The 16674-nt window shown below is 45.4% G+C and carries 13 protein-coding genes; 4 read left to right on the forward strand and 9 right to left on the reverse strand.

All coding sequences use genetic code 11. The annotated features are described in order from the left end of the window. Positions 1 to 222: 222 nt before the first annotated feature. A complete protein-coding gene (gene manA, locus VIB_RS15610; RefSeq protein WP_004397339.1) occupies positions 223 to 1422 on the forward strand; it encodes a mannose-6-phosphate isomerase, class I in 1200 nt (399 codons plus the stop codon). Positions 1423 to 1534: 112 nt separating this feature from the next. On the opposite strand, the gene VIB_RS15615 is transcribed toward manA, so the two are convergent. The 5 genes from VIB_RS15615 to zntR all read right to left on the reverse strand — a co-directional run bounded on the left by VIB_RS15615 (position 1535) and on the right by zntR (position 8909). Beyond that, entirely contained in the window at positions 1535 to 3670 is a 2136-nt protein-coding gene (locus VIB_RS15615) for a lysine decarboxylase CadA (protein WP_004397340.1), read from the reverse strand. A 118-nt stretch (positions 3671 to 3788) separates the two neighbouring features. Beyond that, on the reverse strand, positions 3789 to 5129 hold the full coding sequence (gene cadB, locus VIB_RS15620; RefSeq protein WP_004397344.1) for a cadaverine/lysine antiporter: 1341 nt from the start codon (positions 5127 to 5129) through the stop codon (positions 3789 to 3791). A 600-nt stretch (positions 5130 to 5729) separates the two neighbouring features. Next, the gene (gene pdxY / locus VIB_RS15625) at positions 5730 to 6614 is read right to left on the reverse strand and encodes a pyridoxal kinase PdxY (RefSeq protein ID WP_004397349.1); all 885 of its coding nucleotides are present in this window, start codon (positions 6612 to 6614) and stop codon (positions 5730 to 5732) included. A 120-nt stretch (positions 6615 to 6734) separates the two neighbouring features. Then, the gene (gene cadC, locus VIB_RS15630; RefSeq protein WP_004397351.1) at positions 6735 to 8303 is read right to left on the reverse strand and encodes a lysine decarboxylation/transport transcriptional activator CadC; all 1569 of its coding nucleotides are present in this window, start codon (positions 8301 to 8303) and stop codon (positions 6735 to 6737) included. 207 nt (positions 8304 to 8510) lie between these two features. Next, complete coding sequence (gene zntR / locus VIB_RS15635; RefSeq protein ID WP_004397353.1) at positions 8511 to 8909, reverse strand: Zn(2+)-responsive transcriptional regulator; 399 nt, start codon at positions 8907 to 8909, stop codon at positions 8511 to 8513. 272 nt (positions 8910 to 9181) lie between these two features. Between zntR and purH the strand changes: the two genes are divergently transcribed. Both purH and purD read left to right on the forward strand, forming a co-directional pair. Beyond that, on the forward strand, positions 9182 to 10774 hold the full coding sequence (gene purH, locus VIB_RS15640; protein WP_004397355.1) for a bifunctional phosphoribosylaminoimidazolecarboxamide formyltransferase/IMP cyclohydrolase: 1593 nt from the start codon (positions 9182 to 9184) through the stop codon (positions 10772 to 10774). Between the two features lie 45 nt (positions 10775 to 10819). Next, a complete protein-coding gene (gene purD / locus VIB_RS15645) occupies positions 10820 to 12109 on the forward strand; it encodes a phosphoribosylamine--glycine ligase (RefSeq protein WP_004397359.1) in 1290 nt (429 codons plus the stop codon). Between the two features lie 132 nt (positions 12110 to 12241). On the opposite strand, the gene VIB_RS15650 is transcribed toward purD, so the two are convergent. Together VIB_RS15650 and hupA are read right to left on the reverse strand one after the other, a co-directional pair. Continuing rightward, positions 12242 to 12931 carry a DUF1481 domain-containing protein gene (locus VIB_RS15650; protein WP_004397368.1) on the reverse strand — a complete coding sequence of 230 codons (690 nt, stop codon included), beginning with the start codon at positions 12929 to 12931 and terminating at the stop codon, positions 12242 to 12244. A 40-nt stretch (positions 12932 to 12971) separates the two neighbouring features. Continuing rightward, positions 12972 to 13244, reverse strand: a complete 273-nt coding sequence (gene hupA, locus VIB_RS15655; RefSeq protein WP_004397369.1) for a nucleoid-associated protein HU-alpha — start codon at positions 13242 to 13244, stop codon at positions 12972 to 12974. A gap of 355 nt (positions 13245 to 13599) precedes the next feature. Here hupA and VIB_RS15660 point away from each other — a divergent pair, with 355 nt between their 5' ends. After that, complete coding sequence (locus VIB_RS15660; protein ID WP_004397370.1) at positions 13600 to 14670, forward strand: CNNM domain-containing protein; 1071 nt, start codon at positions 13600 to 13602, stop codon at positions 14668 to 14670. Between the two features lie 44 nt (positions 14671 to 14714). On the opposite strand, the gene VIB_RS15665 is transcribed toward VIB_RS15660, so the two are convergent. Both VIB_RS15665 and VIB_RS15670 read right to left on the reverse strand, forming a co-directional pair. Then, complete coding sequence (locus VIB_RS15665) at positions 14715 to 15959, reverse strand: mechanosensitive ion channel family protein (protein WP_004397371.1); 1245 nt, start codon at positions 15957 to 15959, stop codon at positions 14715 to 14717. A gap of 92 nt (positions 15960 to 16051) precedes the next feature. Further along, positions 16052 to 16642, reverse strand: coding sequence for a YjaG family protein (locus tag VIB_RS15670; RefSeq protein WP_004397372.1), 591 nt, complete (start codon positions 16640 to 16642; stop codon positions 16052 to 16054). Between the last annotated feature and the right edge of the window lie 32 nt (positions 16643 to 16674).

The following is a 16674-nucleotide window of genomic DNA, read 5'->3' on the forward strand; positions in this document are numbered from 1 at the left end:
CAACTTGGAGCTGCAGGTCAGTGGTCAGTGAGTGACTCTCCATGAACATAGACAGACTATGGGATTGGGGTGAACGAATCTAGCCAACACCCCTGCAGCTTCAAGCAGTAAAGGGGCAATGCGTTTAAGCACTCTCATCGTGATGTAAATGATCAGCAAAGCCACACCATTCGTTGTCCTCCTGCGTTATATCAGGAGTTTTTTATCATAGGATTCAAACCAATGAGTGATATCAAAACCAAACCCTTCTTTTTAATGAGTAATACCATTCAGAACTATGCCTGGGGGAGTATTGATTCATTCTCACAACTTTTTGATATAGCTAACCCTCAGCAGCAACCGCAAGCTGAACTATGGATGGGAGCACATCCTAACGGTTGTTCACAAGTAGACTACCAAGGCCAAAAAATACGACTTAGCGACTTAATTGCTAGCGATCCAGCACATTTTTTATCCGCTAACACCGCGCAAACCTTTGGTGAACTTCCCTATCTGTTTAAAATACTCGCCGCAGAACAAGCACTCTCCATTCAAGTTCACCCGAGTAAATCAGAAGCTGAACAAGGATTTGCTAAAGAAAATGCGGCGCAAATACCACTCACCGCCGCTAACCGTAATTACAAGGATCCCAATCATAAACCTGAATTGGTGTACGCACTGACCGATTATCAAGCGATGAACGGCTTTCGGCCGATAAACGAGATTGTTGAACATTTTCAACGGTTAGCGATTGTCCCTTTGCAGCCTTTGCTTGAGCACCTACAACAACAGCAAACGGAAGTCGGATTAAAAAGCTTCTTTACCGAGCTGCTATCGTTTTCAGGTTCGGAAAAACAAGTGGCTATCGAACAACTCATCGCCTATGCGCATCGCCATCAGGAGCAGGCGCTTTTCCAGCTCATTCTCACCTTGGCAGAAACTTATCCTCACGATATTGGTTTATTTGCCCCATTAATACTGAATGTTCTCACCTTAAAACCTGGACAAGCGATGTATCTTGACGCTCGAACCCCTCATGCGTACCTGAAAGGCACGGGATTAGAGATTATGGCTAACTCAGATAATGTATTGCGAGCCGGATTGACCCCTAAACATATCGATATTACAGAGTTAGCGAAATGCACACGATTTGCCGAAAAGCCAGCATCCACATTACTCCTAACCCCAAAAATTACCGATGATGCCTTACTTTTTCCGGTACCCGTCACCGACTTTAAATTTGCCATTTATCCGCAGCCAAAGCAGTGCCGAGTCAATGTATCAAGTGCGCAGATTCTGCTTGCGATTGACCATGACGCCACCTTAACCGCTGCTGATGGGCAAACTGTCACCATCCATAAAGGAGAATCGGTATTTATCCCTGCTCATACCGAGCACTACCAGTTAAGCTCTTTAGGCCGAGTAGCTAAAGCGTATAATTAAAGCAAAAAAATAACCAAGAGCCTGAAAAGACTCTTGGTTATATAAAAAGCCCCCCTTAGTGGCTAGTGACTGCATTCACCGTTAATAGCCAGCAAGGCATAAAGCTAGCTCACTAGGCTTTTAATACTTTCACCGTGTAAGTACCGTCTTTTTGACGATACAGACCATGAATATCGGTATCAAACCCGGGATAATGGGCACCAATTTCACAGAGCATTTCCAAAAACTCTAAAACTGGACGAGAGTCTTCTGTCACCATCTCACCAGGCAGCACCAAAGGCACACCAGGAGGATAAGGCAGGATCATATTGGCGCTAATCCGACCGACCATCTCATTAAGCAAAATCTCTTCCGTTTGACCGCGTAACTCTTGTTGCCATGCCGCGTGAGGCGTCAATTTCATTTCTGGTAAAACATCAAACGCCTTGTACATCAATTCTGGTAGTGAGTATTTATGGATCAAATGATGAATGCCTTGAGCCAATTCTTGGATACGCATTCCTTCATAAAAACTCGGGTCCTCTTGATACAATGCAGGCAAAATCGAGCGAATGGTTAAATTCAAATCATAACCACGTTTAAACTCAGTTAACGCACGTAACAGTTGCATCGCCTTCGATTTATCGATACCAATAGAAAATAAGAAGAGCAGGTTATACGGGCCCGTTTTCTCAACTACAATGCCGCGTTCATCAAGAAACTTAGCCACTAAGGCCGCTGGAATCCCTGAGGCTTCAAGCTCACCTTGCTGGTTCATTCCCGGGGTTAACAACGTAATTTTAATGGGATCAAGGTACATATGATCATCATCAATACCTTTAAAACCATGCCAGTTATCGTTAGGGTCTAGCTTCCAACATTCTGTCGTATCAATGTTTTCTGGCTGCCATACATCGAAGAACCAGCTATCACTTTCACCTTTTAACCGTTTGATCTCTTTACGAAAACGTACCGCTCGATCAATAGAATCTTGCATCAACTTACGGCCTGTGTTGCCACGCATCATCGCCGCTGCAGTTTCGGTTGACGCCACAATTCCGTATTGAGGTGAGGTCGAGGTGTGCATCATAAAGGCTTCATTAAATGACTCTTTATCAAACTCACCTTTGATGTGAATCATCGAAGCCTGTGAAAATGCGGCCAGCAGCTTATGGGTTGACTGCGTTTCATAGAACACTTTACCCGGCATCGCCTGCCCACTCATACCACACTTGCCGTCATAAATAGGGTTAAAGTTAGTGTAAGGCACCCAAGCACTGTCGAAGTGGATGTGTTTACAATCTAACGATTCTTTGATGAATTGCGTGTTATAGAGCAAGCCATCATAAGTGGAGTTGGTAATAACAGCGTAGCTCGGCGCGCTTGCACCCGGAGTCTTCGCCACTTTTTCTGCGATCACTTCGCGGCTAAATTCGCGTTGTGGAATACCGCCTAAAATACCGTAAGCATTACGGGTCGGACGGAAATAAATCGGCGTGACATCGGTCATCATCATCAAATGGGTCAGAGACTTATGACAGTTACGATCCACCAACACCGTACTTCCTGCTGGTGCAGAATACATACCCACGATTTTGTTCGATGTTGACGTTCCGTTCGTCACTATGTATGAGCTATCGGCATTAAAGGTACGAGCGATATACTCTTCGGCTTCTTTATGTGGGCCAGAGTGATCCAATAGCGAGCCAAGTTCAGGCATCGAAATAGAGACATCCGCCTTAAAGGTATTCGGGCCATAAAAATCGTAGAAAATGCTGCCCGCAGGGCTTTTTTGAAATGCCGTTCCGCCCATATGTCCCGGAGTACAGAAGGTATATTTCCCTTCTTCGACGTATTTAAACAGCGCTTTGGTAAACGGAGGCATAATGGCGTCTTTGTATTCTTGCGTCGCCTGATTAATTTTGATCGCAATATCATCAGCCATGCCTAGTGCGTACTCAAAAAAGCTGACATTCAAACGCAAATCCGTCAGTGAAATATCCAAGGTGGATTGTTCGTTAGCAAAAGCGTGCACAGGCAGTTTTTCATTGACGTCGCTGATCCGCTCACAAAGCTCTAGAGAGTATTTATCCCAGTCAAATAGCACCCCACAAATTCGAGGATTCATCTCAATCAATTTGATCAGATCTTTATCATCAACCGGATAAACCACGTCATAACCAGCCTTTTCTAAAGCCGCATGCAGCTGACGAACTGGCTCTTCTTTAAAGAACACACCCATGTGGTTCAAAATAGCAAAAATATTCATTTGGACATCTCCAAGACGAAGAAAGGCGCTCCCTATCCATTGCGATAGTGAGGAGAAGAAGCACCAAGGGGTAAATGAACGCTAGCGGTGCATGTTAACCATGCCCTAGCGAGGGAAATTAAGCCGCTGACACGGGCTGATCGTTTTTATGTAATTCCATGTACTGAGCCAGCCCTGCTTTTTTGCTGTAGAACATCAAAATCACTAATGACATGATAAAGGTGGCAGTTAACGTTGTTCCTTCCGCTCCGGCTAACGCCACCATACAAAATGCGCAAGCCACACCGGAGAACAACATCACAAAGCCATTGCGAGTCGTCATACCTTCAAAACGAATCAAGTTAATGCTGGAATAGAAATACGGCAGCATGGTGAGTAACACCGCATCGGTTGTGAGTTGACTAAAGATATCGGCAGCGTGAGCCGTTTGAGAACTAAAGGTCATTAATACACACATCAGAGCCGTCATCTTAATTGATGCGAGAATTAAGCCTTTCTTCGGCACACCATTGTTATCAGTATCACCGTAAATTTTCGGGAAGTTGCCATCACTCGCGGCGCGTTTTCCCGCTTCGCCAACCAACATCATCCAAGAACCTAATGACGTAAAACAAGCTAATGCGGTAAACGCAGAAACAAATGGCGCAGACCAACTGCCGAAGAGTGCTGTCGTGGCAAGCGCAAAAGGAGCACCGGATGCAGCCACTTCAGCAGCGGGGAACATACCACTGATCATTTGTGTAGAGAGAATATAAATAACCCCTGCTAACGCCGTACCCAACATGGTCGCTAATGGCACAGTGCGTTTAGGATTATGGACCATACCCGATGACACCGCCGCCGATTCGACACCGACAAAAGACCACAAACAAATCAGCACCGCACTAATAATGGCATGGTTATCGCTGCCAGCAGAGACGTTCCAGTTCTGTTGATAGGTTGCCATATCAAAGTGAGTCCAGCCCAGTAACGCCGTTCCTAATACGGGAACTAGAATTAATGCCAAACCAAAGGTACATAAACGGCTAACCCAGCTCCCGCCTAATAGATTCACTAAGGTAAATAACCATACTGCAGCAATGGTCGCTAGACCGGCAGGAACAGGGTTGTTCAAAACGGGGAAGAAAACGGAAAGATAAGAGACCCCAGTGATGGCAATCGCTAAATTACCAATCCAGTTTGCATGGTAATAAAGCACCCCAGCTTGAAAACCAAACACCGGTGAGACTTCACCTGCATAGGCAATCGGACCACCTTGTTGTGGGTTTTTGGTCGCTAAGCGAGCAAACACAAACGCCAAACTCAGCGCACCAATAATACAAATGATCCAACTGAATAAAGAAATAGAGCCAACCGTAGCAAGACTTGAGGGTAACAAGGCAATACCACTGCCCATCATGTTACCCGCTACTACCCCGGTACAGGCGATGACGCCAATTTTTTTGGTATTCGATGACATAACGTCTCCCGATATTTTCTACGAGCGATGAGCTCAAACCATAATGAGCAAGAGTCGTGATTGGCGAATAAGCCACTGCAACGCCTTACTGAATTTGGCTGCAGCTTACGCCGAAAAGTCGCAGAAAAAATAAGGATATCGTTATCAATAAAACAATGACTGAATCCGTATGTTTTTAGATAAAGACAAGAAAAATAAAAATAAAAATCTATATTTTTCAAATAGATAATCACAATAACAACCAAGCCTCACAAAAGGTAAAAAGATAAAGATCAGGATAAAGGTCTTGCGCTACTGAGATAAGTTGACGTGATCAAGCGATTGAAAGGACAAAAAGGAAAATCATGTTCACCAAAACAAAACCGAACCGCGTTTTTCTGATGAGCATGATTTAGCGAAGAGAGATTAAGAGATAAGAGATAAGAGATAAGAGATAAGAGATAAGAGATAAGAGATAAGAGATAAGAGATAAGAGATAAGAGATAAAAGATAAAAGATAAAAGATAAAAGATAAAAGATAAAAGATAAAAGATAAAAGATAAGAACAAAGTAGAGAAAGGACAGCCGACGCCATCCCTAGGGTCTGTTGACCTTTCGCGATTAAATCGACGGTTTATCTGCGTTCGCCAATAATGGCCTCGCCGTAAAATCAACCGCCGAAAGCTCGGCAAATGCCTCTTGAGCCGGAATAATTTGCAGCTCCCATTCTCCACACTGCGCAGTGGCTTTTAAAACACGATAAACCGCATGATTACACAGCTCGAATGATTTCACAGGATCATGATTATTCAGATAATGCCCAGTAAACAGCGATGTGATTAAATCACCCACACCAACGGGTTGACGGGCAAAGTCCAGCAACGGCCGAGTAACAATAAACAATCCATCCGCACAGCCCATCAACATCGTAAATTCATCTTCTGATGCACTATGCAGATGTTTGACTAAGACAATTTTCGGTCCCATGGTCAAAGCGCGTTGACACGCCTTGATCGCCGATGGCAAATCGCTAATTTCAATTCCAGTAAAATGGGTTAACTCAAACTGATTAGGTACAATAATATCCGCTTGTTTCATGATCCGCTCACAGAGCGCTTCCGTTACCTCAGGACTGACAACACAGCCCTTTAACGGATCACCCATGACGGGATCGCAGATATACAAGGCGTGAGGATTGGCCGCTTTCACACGCTCAACGGTCTCTAAAATTTCATCAGCCTGCGTGCCGCTTCCCATATAACCAGAAATGATCGCTTTCACGTCGCGCGGCACATCAATACTGATTAATCCATTAATAAGCTCCGTGATGCTGCCCAATGGCATCACCTGTCCTGTCCAGCTCTGCGCGTATTGGGTGTGGTTGGAAAATTGAACCGTATGAATCGGCCAGACAATATGCCCTAAGCGTTGCAAAGGAAACACCGCCGAACTGTTACCGGCGCAGCCATAGACCACATGAGATTGGATAGAAAGAATACCTTGCATCATCGCCTCAAAAAGAGCACATCGCTCCTAATATAAATACATCAACATCACAATATACGTACTGACAACAGTGGCGATAAAGTCATTATTCATTGTGTTACTTAAATCTATGCCTTGCGTTTATAGCACCGTCGTCACCGAAGGATGCACCGCACGATAAAGCGCATAATCTATCGATTTAAGGTTGCTATAAAAAGCTAAATTTTCACATAACAGGTACGTTTCGAGCGAAATATCCATATAAAATGCTTCACTGTAAGCTTCACTGGCACGCTCGGTATCGCCTTGTAATTCAGCGAGCTTACCCAATAACACATTACCCAACACCGACTCACGAACACTGAGCGCTTGTTGCAAATACGCATCGGCCTGCTGTGGATTGTCGCGGATAATTTCATGTAATGCTAAAGCTTCAAAAATACGTGGTTGCGGCAAAGGGTGGCCCTGATCGACAGCAAGTAGTAACTGTTGGGTTAATTGATTAGCACGGTCAACACTCAGTGATTGTCTAGGGTCGAGGGCCGTTTGTACGTAATAGGCAACCAATAATTCCGCTTGTAAATAGTGATTGATTGGTTCCATTTGCAACGCCTCTTCCAGTAGTCGGATTCCCTCTTTAAAAGACGAAGGTTGAGAAACGTTGAAATAATGATGCGCACGAACAAGCTTCAGCAATACTTGCTGGTTCTCAGGCATCGCCGCCATCAATAACGATGCTTTATTCTCTGCATCGGGTACAGCCAAAGCCTGCATTAATTCCGATGAGGCTTTCTCTATCACCTGCTTGATTTGCGGTAAAATCAATGGATATTGACGACTAAAAAGCGTAGTCCCTGACGCATTATTTCGATACTCCACATCCAGATAAGTATGCCCAGCCTGATCCTGAATCTTCACCGTTACGGTCTTACCCGGTAAAACGCCCGCCACAAAACGAGCCTTACTCAGTCGCACTCGATAATGACTCGCCTGCGCAATATCAGCCGCGAGTTTTTGAACTAAACCATCCGATAACTCGATATGGTCTTGATCCTGAATCAACGTCTCTTGGAAAGTAAACTCAATTAAGTGAGTATCTATTGCTTGAGTGATGTTGGTTTCGGATTGGTAGTAAATAAATACCCCAAAAGAAATAATTAAGGCGCTGATCCAAAGTACATCAAAGGCCATTGATTTCCAGCGACGAATCTCAATCTTATCTCGCCGAGTGGCGGGCTTGCGGCTGTTTAATGCTCGAGTTAATGGCCCTGCAGGAAAGATCATATCCGTAGATGCCGTGTCCATCTCTTGATGCTGATGCGGTTCGACATGACGCTCTAAGTCATCATCCACAAGGGTATGATTGGCGTCAACACTCGGCTCTGGGGCTATCTCAGTGACGCAGGCAACCAGTTTATAACCACGTTTGGGAACCGTGATCAAATAGTGAATACTTTCTTCACGACCATCACGCAATAGTTTTCTTAACTCAAAAATCGATTGCGTGACCACCTGATCGGTCACAATTGCACCGCCCCAGACATGCTCTATTAACTGTTCACGACAAAAAACTTCTCCTGGATTTTTTGCAAGAAAATACAGAAGGTTAATTAATCTTGGCTCGACCGAAACTTCCCTATCTTGGCGATACAATTTATTTTCATCAACGTTTAATATCCAATCGTTGATTTGAAAATGCATTCCAACCATGTGTGTACCATGAAGTATCAGTATCCCCTTCCAACTTGACGTTGCTGAGCTGTTGACCACGGCAGCACAACGACGACATCAAGTCATGGAGGGATAGGCAATGATTAAGTGATATTTATATCACTTAATCAAGAAGGGCTGGATTATATAAAGATTTAGATCAACCGACTAATTATCCGGCAAACTAAAAATGCAAACTAAGGTTGATTATTCCAACGCCGCTAAAATGGAACAGTGACTGGCATCATCATCGGTGTCACCACAGCAGGCGTCATTGATCTTTTTTAATGCGATGCGAATACGCGTTAACTCAGCAATTTTCTCATCAATTAACGTCAGTTTCGCGCTGGTGATCGATTTCACTTCAGCACAGCTGTGTTCGGTCGCTTCAAGCTTAATTTCCAGTAATTCTTTAATTTCGTCCAAACTCAAGCCCAGTGCTTTGGCTTTTAAAATAAAGCTTACTTGGCGCTGATTAGCCTCACTGTACAAGCGATAACCCGATTCGCTACGCCCCGCAGGTTTGATTAAACCGTTTTTCTCATAAAAACGTAGGGTATCGCTCGATACGCCACAACGCTTAGCTAACTCGCCGATCTGAAACATTGATTTTCCTCCGTAAAGCCAATGGAGTTTTTACTTGAAAAAATGACTTTTAACGATTATTTTCCTCACGCCAAACGATTGCGCAAGACCTTTAACCAGAATTTGGCTAGAATATGCGCCATCTTCACACAAGAACAACGCTCATCATCGGCGCATTACATTACCGTGCTTGGGATGAGAAGACGCTTTGTGGTAAAACATTTTGATTATACCCAAGTCATCCGTGATTGCTTGGGCCAAATACACTCCATCAATGAAAGGAAAGTGGAAGCATGAACAACGCTCGCCCTATTCGCCGCGCTCTGATCAGCGTCTCTGATAAAACGGGTATTCTTGAATTCGCGCAAGCACTTGCAGAACGTGACGTAGAACTTCTCTCAACGGGTGGCACCGCTCGCCTTTTAGCCGATCATGGCCTCACGGTGACAGAAGTATCTGATTATACTGGCTTTCCAGAAATGATGGATGGACGAGTAAAAACCCTGCACCCGAAAGTGCATGGCGGAATCTTAGGCCGTCGAGGTCAAGATGATGCCATCATGACAGAACATGGTATTCAACCAATCGATATGGTGGTGGTAAACCTGTATCCCTTTGCTGATACCGTGGCGAAAGCCGGTTGTACATTAGCGGATGCGGTTGAGAACATCGATATCGGTGGGCCAACCATGGTGCGTTCTGCGGCGAAAAATCATAAAGACGTGACGATAGTGGTGAATGCGCACGACTACTCACGTGTGATTGCAGAAATGGATGCCAATGGCAACGCTCTGACCCTAGATACGCGTTTTGACCTTGCTATTGCTGCTTTTGAACATACCGCCGCTTACGATGGCATGATAGCCAACTACTTCGGCACGCTAGTTCCCTCTTATGGCGACAATAAAGAAGGGGATGAGGAATCCAAGTTCCCAAGAACTTTTAATGCACAATTCATCAAAAAACAAGACATGCGTTATGGCGAAAACAGCCATCAAGCGGCGGCGTTTTATGTAGAAGCTCACCCAGAAGAAGCCTCAGTAGCGACCGCGCGTCAAATTCAAGGCAAAGCATTATCGTACAACAACATTGCCGATACCGACGCTGCGCTTGAATGCGTGAAAGAATTTACTGAACCAGCCTGTGTGATCGTCAAACACGCGAATCCATGTGGCGTCGCCTTAGGCAGCGATATTCTTCAAGCCTACCAGCGCGCTTACCAAACCGACCCAACCTCAGCCTTTGGTGGCATTATTGCTTTTAACCGTGAGCTCGATGCGGCGACTGCAACAGCGATTATTGAACGCCAATTTGTCGAAGTGATTATTGCCCCTGCGGTTTCTGAACAAGCGGCGAAGATTGTCGCCAGCAAGCAAAATGTTCGTTTGTTAGCGTGTGGTGAATGGTCGAGTAAAACCACTGGTTTCGACCTCAAACGAGTCAACGGTGGCTTGTTGGTGCAAGATCGCGACCAAGGTATGGTTACTGTTGATGATCTTAATGTCGTTACCACTCGTCAACCGACGGAAGAAGAACTTAAAGACGCGTTATTCTGCTGGAAAGTCGCGAAATACGTTAAATCGAACGCGATTGTCTACGCCAAAGGAGATATGACCATCGGTGTCGGCGCTGGGCAAATGAGCCGAGTGTATTCGGCTAAAATCGCCGGCATTAAAGCCGCCGACGAAGGTTTGCAAGTCGAAGGCTGCGTAATGGCTTCTGATGCTTTCTTCCCTTTCCGTGACGGAATCGATGCGGCCGCCCAAGCGGGCATTAAATGTGTTATTCAACCCGGTGGTTCAATGCGCGATGATGAAGTGATTGCCGCCGCCAATGAACATGGAATGGCGATGATCTTTACCGGAATGCGTCATTTCCGTCATTGATTTTGGTTCTAGGTCCTAGGGTCTTTAAAATTTAAGGAAATAATTATGCAAGTTCTCGTTATTGGTTCGGGTGGTCGTGAGCACGCTCTGGGTTGGAAAGTCGCACAGAATCCTCAAGTCGAAACCGTATTTATTGCTCCGGGTAATGCGGGTACCGCGCTTGAACCTAAACTAGAAAACGTCAATATTGCTGTGGAAGATATTGCTGGGTTAGTCGCTTTTGCCCAGCAAAAACAGATTGCCCTAACCATTGTTGGCCCTGAAATCCCCCTTGTGCTTGGCGTGGTTGATGCATTCCGTGACGCAGGATTGCCGATTTTTGGCCCGACTCAAGCGGCGGCACAGTTAGAAGGTTCTAAAGCCTTCACCAAAGATTTTCTCGCTCGTCATAACATTCCTACCGCTGCTTACGCTAACTTTACCGAGATTGAGCCAGCGCTGGCTTATGTACGTGAACAAGGCGCACCGATCGTCGTCAAAGCCGATGGTCTGGCGGCGGGTAAAGGAGTGATTGTTGCGATGACGCTACAAGAAGCTGAAGATGCCATTCAAGATATGTTGGCGGATAATAGCTTTGGCGAAGCGGGCAGCCGCGTCGTCATTGAAGAGTTTCTCGATGGCGAAGAAGCGAGTTTTATCGTTATGGTCGATGGTGAAAATGTACTGCCGATGGCGACTAGCCAAGATCATAAACGCGTTGGTGATGCCGATACTGGCCCTAATACGGGCGGAATGGGCGCTTACTCTCCTGCTCCAGTCGTTACTCAAGACGTACACGATCGTGTGATGCGTGAAGTGATTTATCCCACTGTGCGCGGCATGGCGGCGGAAGGTAACCCTTATACCGGTTTTCTCTACGCCGGATTGATGATTGATGCCCAAGGCACACCGAAAGTGATTGAATACAATTGCCGCTTTGGTGACCCTGAAACCCAACCGATTATGATGCGACTGCAATCAGATTTGGTTGAGCTGTGTTTAGCGGCGCTGGATGGCAAACTTGATCAAGTAGAATCGAAATGGGATCCACGTGCATCGATTGGTATTGTGCTTGCCGCTGGTGGTTACCCAGCCGATTATCGTAAAGGGGATGTGATTTCTGGTTTGCCGACGGAAGAAGTCGCTGGAGAGAAAGTCTTCCACGCTGGTACCAGTGATCAATCAGGTGCTGTCGTGACCAACGGGGGACGAGTATTATGCGCCACGGCATTAGGAGAAAGCGTCTTCCAAGCTCAGCAGCGCGCTTATCAACTCGCTAAGCAAATAGAGTGGCAAGGCATGTTCTATCGCCATGACATTGGCTACCGAGCGATTGCTCGTGAGCAAGCAAAATAGACGTTGCGACCATTACTGATGACCAAGTCATAATCAAAAAGCCGGATCACCGGCTTTTTGATTTTCTCGCGGCTATCTCAATCGAGCTTCTCTACCGCTTGTCTTATTTATCTTGTCTTGTTATCGAGCAATTTAATCGGCATCAATCAATGCTGGTTGAGTCATGCAAGCTCTGTCAGATTCTGCCACTAATAACACGCTGTCGACTTGCAACTGAGCACTGCTCACTCGACCCAACAAGGCAACATAATGAGGAGTTTTCAAACGTTCCATGACATGCTCTGGCGTAGTCAACGGCCAGATCACTTGCGAAAAACGACGTCCGGTACAGCTGGTTAAGCTTTGTCCGTCCCACACACCTTGATATAAAGACCAACCTTGACGAGCTTGCTGCTTGCTCATTGCTACCAGTTGCTGCGCTTGCTGCAAATACTCACTACGCTGCTCTAAGTTTAATGGCAACACTTTACCATCAACACGAAATTGCTGATAAACCGCTTCCCCTTGTTGGTTAAAGCGCACATGCACGCGGTAAGGGACCAATTGCGCGCCTCTTAGCTGCATGCCTTCACGCACCACTTCACGCACAGAACCAGACTCCCAGCGATAATTGGTTTGATACCAGCCGTAGTCGCCCATTAGTACCTGATCAGCACCATGAGCCGGACGATTTTGATATTCGGTATACCAATAGAAATGCGTCGCATCGCCCATCGTTTGACCACCGACATAGTCATTACGTTGATCAAGATTGGCATGAGGAACCGAAGAAGCACAGCCGATAAGAAGCAGGGTAAGAAGAAGTGAGAGGAATTTTTTCATGGTAGAGACGCCGAGATAGAATATCTCGGCGTAGTATAAATTACTTCAATGAATCTTTCAGTGCTTTCCCGGCAACAAATGCTGGAACATTAGCGGCTGAAATTTGGATCTCTTCACCGGTTTTTGGATTACGGCCAGTACGCGCCGCACGGTGATTAACTTTAAATGTACCAAAACCAATTAGTTGAACTTGGTCGCCCTCTTTAAGTGCACCTTCAACCGCACCAAGAGTCGCTTCAAGAGCAGCTTTAGCCTGTACTTTAGAAAGATCTGCTTTCTCTGCAATAAAGTCGATTAATTGGGTCTTGTTCATTAGGTTTCCCTTCTTATAGGTTATCAAATCGAACCCACTCTAAAACATAAATGCCCTATCTGGCAAAGGTTTGTCGTATCCGTTGTGCTTCTCTGACGTACTTTTAACCATAATATGAGTATTCACTCACAATTTACTGTATTTTCAAGCCTCGCCTGACCTTGTTTTAACCCACCAGCGCCTTTATTTATAGACAAAGACGATCAAACTCTCTACTGATTAGATACCCATAACTTGGAATAGTCAGCCAGTAGCAATGAACGAGAATCTTGACCTTGAAGTGAACAAGTATAGCGATATAGAGTAGCTATACTGTGTCAATAATCCGGAAAATGAACCTATTATTAAGGCTGTTATGCTGCTATTAAGCTTATACGTGACTATCGCGATTGGCGTTTCTTTTATTTGCTCCGTATTAGAGGCTGTACTGCTCAGTATCACTCCAAGCTACCTAGCTCAATTACGACAGCAAGATCACCCAAGTGCTGAAAAACTCTCGCTGATAAAAGCAGATATTGATCGCCCGTTAGCTTCAATCCTCACTTTAAATACCATCGCCCACACCGTCGGTGCAGCAAGTGCTGGTGCTCAGGCAAGCCTTGTTTTTGGTAACCAGTGGCTGGGATTATTTTCGGCATTGCTAACCTTAGCTATCTTAGTCTTATCTGAGATTATCCCCAAAACCTTGGGTGCCACCTATTGGCGTCAATTAGCACCTATCTCTGCCAATGTATTGCATTGGATGATTTGGGCTTTAAGCCCCTTCATTTGGTTTTCACAACAGATCACGAAACGTTTAGCCCCTCAACAACCATCGATAAAATTGCGTGATGAACTCTCCGCGATGGCATTAATGGCTAATGAAAGTGGCGAGTTAGCCGAAGGAGAGTCGAAAATACTCAACAATCTGCTCTCCATTAGCGATGTTCCCGTCACTCAAGTCATGACACCGCGAACGGTACTTTTCAGAGTCAGTGCCGATATGAGCATTGATGAGTTTTTGCATGAACACAGTGACACGCCATTTTCACGACCACTGATTTATAGCGGAGAGACGGATAATGTGATTGGTTTTGTGCATAGACTAGAGCTATTCAAATGGCAACAAAACCATCAAGGCGCTCAAAAGCTCGGTAATGTGATGCGCCCGTTGCATGTTGTGCTTAACACACAAACCTTACCGAAAGCGTTTGATCAGATGATGAAAAAACGTCAGCAGCTCGCGTTAGTCGTCGATGAATATGGCAGCGTGCAAGGCTTGCTAACCCTAGAAGATGTGTTTGAACACCTTGTTGGTGAAGAGATCTTGGACGAAGCAGACAAAGTCACCGACATGCAGCAACTAGCCACTGAACGCTGGGAGCAATGGAAAGAGGCACATGGCGTAATTGAAAGCCGAGATGAGGATGAGTCAGATCGTCGATAATGTCTCATCCTCTGACGGCTAAGCTCGATGATGTGATCTTGGCCTTAGGGTGCTTTTTGCCATTGGCGGAAATCGTTGCCCGTCGGAGCTTGGGATACGCGCAGACCAAATTCGGGTAAGACCGCATAAAGGTGATCAAAAATATCCGACTGAATGCGCTCATACTCAACCCAAACGGTCGTGGCAGTAAAACAGTACAGCTCTAAGGCGATGCCTTCATGGGTCGGTGCAAGCTGACGGACCATCAAGGTCATATGCTGATGAATCTCTGGATGAGCCCGTAAGTAACGCTCTAAGTAAGCGCGAAAACTGCCTAAGTTCGTTAATCTTCGGCCATTAATAGGGCTACTTTCATCAACGTGATGCTCACGATTATAAACGGTAATTTCTTGTACTTTTTGCTTAATATACGGTTCTAATAACTGGGCATGAGTTAAGCGCTCAATAGCCTGTTCCGTTAAAAACTGAACACTCGTCGCATCCACTAAAACACTGCGCTTAATGCGTCGACCACCAGCCTCACGCATCCCCTTCCAGTTCTTAAAAGAGTCAGAGATCAACGCATAAGTTGGAATAGTGGTGATGGTACGATCCCAGTTTTGCACTTTGACCGTGGTTAAGCTGATGTCAATCACATCGCCATCTGCGCCATATTTAGGCATCTCTAACCAATCACCGACACTGAGCATTTTATTGGCTGATAACTGCACCCCCGCCACTAAGCCCAAGATCGGATCTTTAAACACCAACATGATCACCGCGGTCATGGCACCGACACCACTGAGAAGCAGTACCGGCGACTTACCGATTAATATCGAAGTGACTAATAACGTGGCAATAATAAATAAAATGATTTTGAGGCTTTGGTTTAACCCTCGTAATGGCATCGTGCGGCCAACGGCGGTTCTCGATAGCAAGATTTCCAACACATTAAGCAACGAGTAAAAGGCTAACAGCCCATATACCACCACCCATAACGCCACCAAGGTCAGTATCACCTCACGTAAAGCACTGTCTTGTGATAACCACAGTTGGGTTTGAACACCGATGACCGCGCCTTGGATCAATAAAGCAATGCGACTGAATAAATTGCCAGCAAACAGCACATGTCGCCAAGAGGCTTGAGAGTCATCGGCATGTTGTTTTAACCATCTCACCACCCCCCGATGAAGGAAAACATGAATCGCAACAGCAATCAGTACAATCAATCCCAAAGCCTCAGCAATAGGGATAATTCTTGATAGTTCAATATCATACTGACTCAGCCATTGAGCCATTGATTCCAGCATGGGGCACTCCTTAAAATTGAGGTTGGATGATGAATATCGCTCGCAATACTCAAACGACGTAGCGCCGTAAATAAACAGAGTATCGGGGGTAACTAGCCTAACGTTAAGCCAATATTGCTCATACAGTCATCACGTAGTTCATGGCGCAGGTCTTTAATCAACTCAATATCTCGCTCGGTAACTTCACGCAAGGGTCTAAAAATCGCCCATTGCACATCCCATTCAGCGCACACCGCTTCATTGCTCTTTTGGTTGTCATTGGTGATCACTTCACCGGTTTGCGCCTCTTCTAACTGAGCCACCGTACGCACCGAAATTTGACTGACTTTTTGCATCGATTCATAGAGGTCATCTCGGTCAAGCAAACCATGCAATAACGTCGCCAGCGCTTCACAAGCGTCAATCGCTGGATAGACTAAATACAGCTCAAACGCTTCCGTCGTTGGGATCAATTCTTCGAGCTTCTCTAGCTGACGATCAAAGTCAATCTTGGCATTTTTAACGGTCATTAATTCCCAAACGCTATCCAAAATATCACGATAACGACGCGCATCCGCAAATTCTGTTTGCTGACAAAATAGAGCGTAATTAGGATACATGCGCTCACAAAGGCAAGCCATAAAGGTAATCTGTTGCCAAGGTTCAAACTTCTCAAGACGAAGCTGCAAAGGGTTCTGTAACATAGTCACTCTAATGATTGAGGAAAAAAGACCTT

Source organism: Vibrio metschnikovii CIP 69.14 (assembly GCF_000176155.1).
Taxonomy (GTDB): Bacteria; Pseudomonadota; Gammaproteobacteria; order Enterobacterales; family Vibrionaceae; genus Vibrio; species Vibrio metschnikovii.

Coding starts and splice junctions, on each gene's coding strand:
- VIB_RS15660 (WP_004397370.1), top strand. CDS start 13,600: ATGCTGCTATTAAGCTTATACGTGACTATCGCGATTGGCGTTTCTTTT.
- manA (WP_004397339.1), top strand. CDS start 223: ATGAGTGATATCAAAACCAAACCCTTCTTTTTAATGAGTAATACCATT.
- cadB (WP_004397344.1), bottom strand. CDS start 5,129: ATGTCATCGAATACCAAAAAAATTGGCGTCATCGCCTGTACCGGGGTA.
- pdxY (WP_004397349.1), bottom strand. CDS start 6,614: ATGCAAGGTATTCTTTCTATCCAATCTCATGTGGTCTATGGCTGCGCC.
- VIB_RS15650 (WP_004397368.1), bottom strand. CDS start 12,931: ATGAAAAAATTCCTCTCACTTCTTCTTACCCTGCTTCTTATCGGCTGT.
- VIB_RS15670 (WP_004397372.1), bottom strand. CDS start 16,642: ATGTTACAGAACCCTTTGCAGCTTCGTCTTGAGAAGTTTGAACCTTGG.
- VIB_RS15615 (WP_004397340.1), bottom strand. CDS start 3,670: ATGAATATTTTTGCTATTTTGAACCACATGGGTGTGTTCTTTAAAGAA.
- VIB_RS15665 (WP_004397371.1), bottom strand. CDS start 15,959: ATGCTGGAATCAATGGCTCAATGGCTGAGTCAGTATGATATTGAACTA.
- hupA (WP_004397369.1), bottom strand. CDS start 13,244: ATGAACAAGACCCAATTAATCGACTTTATTGCAGAGAAAGCAGATCTT.
- purH (WP_004397355.1), top strand. CDS start 9,182: ATGAACAACGCTCGCCCTATTCGCCGCGCTCTGATCAGCGTCTCTGAT.
- zntR (WP_004397353.1), bottom strand. CDS start 8,909: ATGTTTCAGATCGGCGAGTTAGCTAAGCGTTGTGGCGTATCGAGCGAT.
- cadC (WP_004397351.1), bottom strand. CDS start 8,303: ATGGTTGGAATGCATTTTCAAATCAACGATTGGATATTAAACGTTGAT.
- purD (WP_004397359.1), top strand. CDS start 10,820: ATGCAAGTTCTCGTTATTGGTTCGGGTGGTCGTGAGCACGCTCTGGGT.